Origin of the sequence: Nocardiopsis kunsanensis DSM 44524, assembly GCF_000340965.1 — a bacterium.
In the GTDB taxonomy this organism is placed as follows: Bacteria; Actinomycetota; Actinomycetes; order Streptosporangiales; family Streptosporangiaceae; genus Nocardiopsis; species Nocardiopsis kunsanensis.
Map to the genome: position 1 here is coordinate 1 of NZ_ANAY01000027.1, position 3,733 is coordinate 3,733.

At 70.1% G+C, this 3,733-nt stretch carries 4 protein-coding genes; 2 read left to right on the forward strand and 2 right to left on the reverse strand.

Going from position 1 to position 3,733, the window contains the following annotated elements:
* Positions 1–312, reverse strand: a 312-nt coding sequence (locus D456_RS0117080; protein ID WP_017577398.1) for an ArsR/SmtB family transcription factor, incomplete at its 3' end; no start/stop codon positions are given.
* Between the two features lie 138 nt (positions 313–450).
* On the opposite strand from D456_RS0117080, the gene D456_RS0117085 reads away from it, so the two are divergent.
* Positions 451–1,551: an NADH:flavin oxidoreductase/NADH oxidase gene (locus D456_RS0117085; RefSeq protein ID WP_017577399.1), complete on the forward strand. Its 1,101-nt coding sequence runs from the start codon at positions 451–453 to the stop codon at positions 1,549–1,551.
* A gap of 75 nt (positions 1,552–1,626) precedes the next feature.
* Here D456_RS0117085 and D456_RS0117090 read toward each other — a convergent pair whose 3' ends face one another.
* Positions 1,627–1,848, reverse strand: coding sequence for a hypothetical protein (locus D456_RS0117090; RefSeq protein WP_017577400.1), 222 nt, complete (start codon positions 1,846–1,848; stop codon positions 1,627–1,629).
* Positions 1,849–2,256: 408 nt separating this feature from the next.
* On the opposite strand from D456_RS0117090, the gene D456_RS0117095 reads away from it, so the two are divergent.
* A complete protein-coding gene (locus D456_RS0117095) occupies positions 2,257–3,693 on the forward strand; it encodes a multidrug effflux MFS transporter (RefSeq protein WP_017577401.1) in 1,437 nt (478 codons plus the stop codon).
* The last annotated feature ends 40 nt before the right edge of the window (positions 3,694–3,733 follow it).

The window sequence follows — 3,733 nt, forward strand, 5'->3', positions numbered from 1 at the left end:
CGCCGCCAACAGGCCGGGAAAACACGCGTCCAACTCCTCGGTGCGCAACCGGCTCATCCGGGAGGTGCCCTCGTAGTACTGGCGGATGATGCCCGCCTCGCGCAGCACCCGGAAGTGGTGGGTGGAGGTGGACTTGCTCACCGGCAGCTCGAAGGAGATGCAGGCCATGTCCTGATGCCCGCGCGCCAGGTCGGAGACGATCCGCAGTCGGACGGGATCGGCCAGGGCACTGAGCACCGATTCCAGGCGGATCTGTCCGACCTCGGGATGCTCGGGCTGCCGCCCGGGGGAGGTACGGCCGGTGTGCGACATGGGCTGGTCCTTCGTCGGTGTGTGCTGCCCTCAAAGTACGGAGACCACGATGGTTTGACAATCGTCGTACTACGATCGCTACCGTACTAACGGTGCGGTCGCACCCACCACCCACCCACACCCACCCGAGGACCCCACATGAGCACCCTGTTCACCCCACTCACTCTGCGCTCCCTGACCATCCCCAACCGCGTGTGGATGGCACCCATGTGCATGTACTCCGCCGCCGACCAGGGCCCCCACACCGGCGCACCCACCGACTTCCACCTCACCCACCTGGCCTCCCGCGCCGCCGGCGGCACCGGCCTGGTCATGACCGAAGCCACAGCCGTACGCCCCGACGGCCGCATCAGCCCCTGGGACCTGGGTCTGTGGAACGACCAACAGCAACAAGCCTTCACCCGCATCACCCAGGCCATCCGCGACCACGGCTCCGTCCCCGCCATCCAACTCGCCCACGCCGGACGGAAAGCCGCCACCGACCGCCCCTGGAACGGCGGCCGCGCCCTGACCCGCGACCAAGGCGCCTGGACCCCCGTCGCACCCAGCGCCCACCCCTTCGAAGGCCTCCACCACCCCCACGAACTCACCACCGACGAGATCACCCGCCTCGTCGCCGACTTCACCGCCTCAGCCGAACGCGCCCGCGACGCCGGCTTCCAGGTCGCCGAGATCCACGGCGCCCACGGTTACCTCCTCAACTCCTTCCTCTCCCCCGTCGCCAACCACCGCACCGACCACTACGGCGGCAGCCTCGACAACCGCATGCGCCTGCCCCTCGAGGTCGCCCGGGCCGTCCGCGCCGTCTGGCCCCAGGACCTGCCCCTCTTCTTCCGCACCTCGGCCACCGACTGGCTCACCGAGAACCCCGACGACCCCCGCCAGGGCTGGACCGGCAACGACACCGTCCGCCTGGCCAAGGAACTCCAAGCCGTGGGCGTGGACCTGCTCGACGTCTCCACCGGCGGCATGGTCCACGACGCACAGATCCCCGCCGAACCCGACTACCAGGTACCCCTGGCCTCCCAGGCCCGACGCGGATCGGGCATCGCCACATCCGCCGTCGGCATCATCGTCGACCCCCGACAGGCCGAGGACATCGTCGCCGGCGGCCATGCCGACGCCACCATGCTCGGCCGCCAGCTCCTGCGCGAGCCCTACTGGGCCCAGCGCGCCCGCACCGAACTCGACGAACAGCCCGACTGGCCCGAACAGTACGGCTACGCCGTCACGCGCTGACCCCGGCCCCACAACGCCGACCGACCCCCGACACGGCAAAGGCCCGGGACTCCGGTCCCGGGCCTCAGGGCCGACTCACTTACCGGATTTCTCCTCCAGCCGCAGAGCCACACCCAGAGCGAAGAAGGTCGGCGCCCATTCACCGATGAACAGACCCCACCGGTCCGCACGGTCCGTACCGGCACTCTCCCCCTGCTTGGACACGACCCAGCTCAGGACCGAAAGCCCGACACTGGCTGCCCCCGCGGTGTAAGCCATCTGCGAAGTGACGCCCATCTCGGCGAGCTTGGCGATCATGGAACCCTCCTGTACGCGTGAATTGCTGACAGTGCCATCCCTTTCTGCCCGAGCGCGGGTCAATGCATTGGCCCGACCCGGCAAACCCCCACGAACCCCCGTGCGCACCAACACCCCGACGCCGTAACCCGAATCACCCCGATCGAACCCGCCATCGGGGATTGCCACCCCTTGGTCCTGTGTTGGAAACACAAGTCGCCCCGAGCGGCAGCCCGCTCCCACCGAGCGGCCCCTCCAACCCCGACCAGGGCCCTGCAAGCGTCCTCACGTAACTCGAATCACCGTGAGAACGCACCGAACCCGGGATTGCCACCCCTTGGTCCTGTGTTGGAAGCGGAGGTCGCCCCACGTGGCGAACCTTCCCACGCGCCCCGCCCGAAGGCGGTTCACGGCGCCACCCCAGACCGCATGCCTGACGCACGGGAGATCCTGGTGAACCTCACCTCCGTTCGTCCGCGCCGCCGTGCCCGGACCACCTCTGCCCCGCAGCGCGGCACGGCGCTGCTCGTCCTCGTCCTGGGCGTACTCGCCGCGCTGGGTCCGCTCGCCACCGACCTGTACCTGCCGGCCCTGCCGCAGATCTCCGACGACCTCGCCACCACCGAGGCACGGGTCAAGTTCACTCTGACCACCGTCATGATCGGCATGGCCCTGGGCCAACTCGTCATCGGTCCCCTCAGCGACCGGTGGGGACGCCGCCGCCCACTGCTGGTGGGCATCGCCGTGTTCACCTTGTCCACCTTCGGGATCGCTCTGGCCACCAGCGTGGAGACCTTCACCGTCCTGCGCTTCCTGCAGGGCCTCTCCGCCGCCGCCGGCCTGGTGATCTCCCGCGCCGTGGTGCGTGACGCCTTCGACGGCGACGCCGCCGCGACCTTCTTCTCCCGCCTGGTCCTGCTCTCGGGCCTGGCACCCATGCTCGGCCCCGTCCTGGGCGGGCAACTGCTGCTCCTGGGCCCCTGGCCGCTGCTCTTCGTGGCCCTGGGCCTGGCCGGCGCCGCCTCCTTCGTCCTGGTCCTGACGGTCCTGCCCGAGAGCCTGCCCGCCGACCAGCGCGAGCAGGTCTCGGTACGGGACCAAGCGGCCCTGTTCGGCAACCTGCTGCGCGACATGCGCTTCATCGGCCCCACACTGGTCGTGGCACTGAACTTCGCGATGAGCTTCACCTACATCTCGACGTTCTCCTTCGTCGCCCAGTCCGAACTGGGCGCCAGCGCACAACAGTTCAGCCTGGTCTTCGCCGTGACCACACTCGGCATGATCCTGGGCAACCAGGTCAACGCCGCCCTGGTGCCCCGCATGGAGGTGCACCGCCGCCTCGTGCTGGGCCTGACCGGCTCCCTGGTCTCGGTCCTGGCCCTGATCGCACTGGCCGCCACCGGCGCCGCCGGGCTGGTCTCGATCACCGCGACCCTGTTCGTGATGATGATCTTCACCGGGCTGGTCGTACCCAACGCCACCGCACTGGCCCTGACCGGACAGTCCCAGCGCGTGGCCGGCAGCGGATCCGCCCTCCTGGGCACCCTGCAGTTCGGCCTGGGCTCCAGCCTGGCCTCGACCGCAGGCATGGTCGGCCCGGTCACCCTGGCCAGCATGAACACCGTCATGCTCCTCACCGCGATCGGCGCGTTCGCGGCCTTCGCCCTCTCGGCACGGCACACCTCGCGCCCCGCCACCGAGCACACCCCGGGCGCTGAGGAGCACGTGCCGCACGAGGCCGCACCCACCGCCGAGGAGGTGGCCGTGGCCGAGAGCGTGGCGGTCCCCGACAACGTCCCGCACACGGAAGAGACCCTCGGTACCGACCGCACCGAGCCGGAGGATCCCCGGACCGTCGGCGCCTGAGACCGGGTTCGTGGCCCGGCCCCGCTCGCGGGGCCGGGCC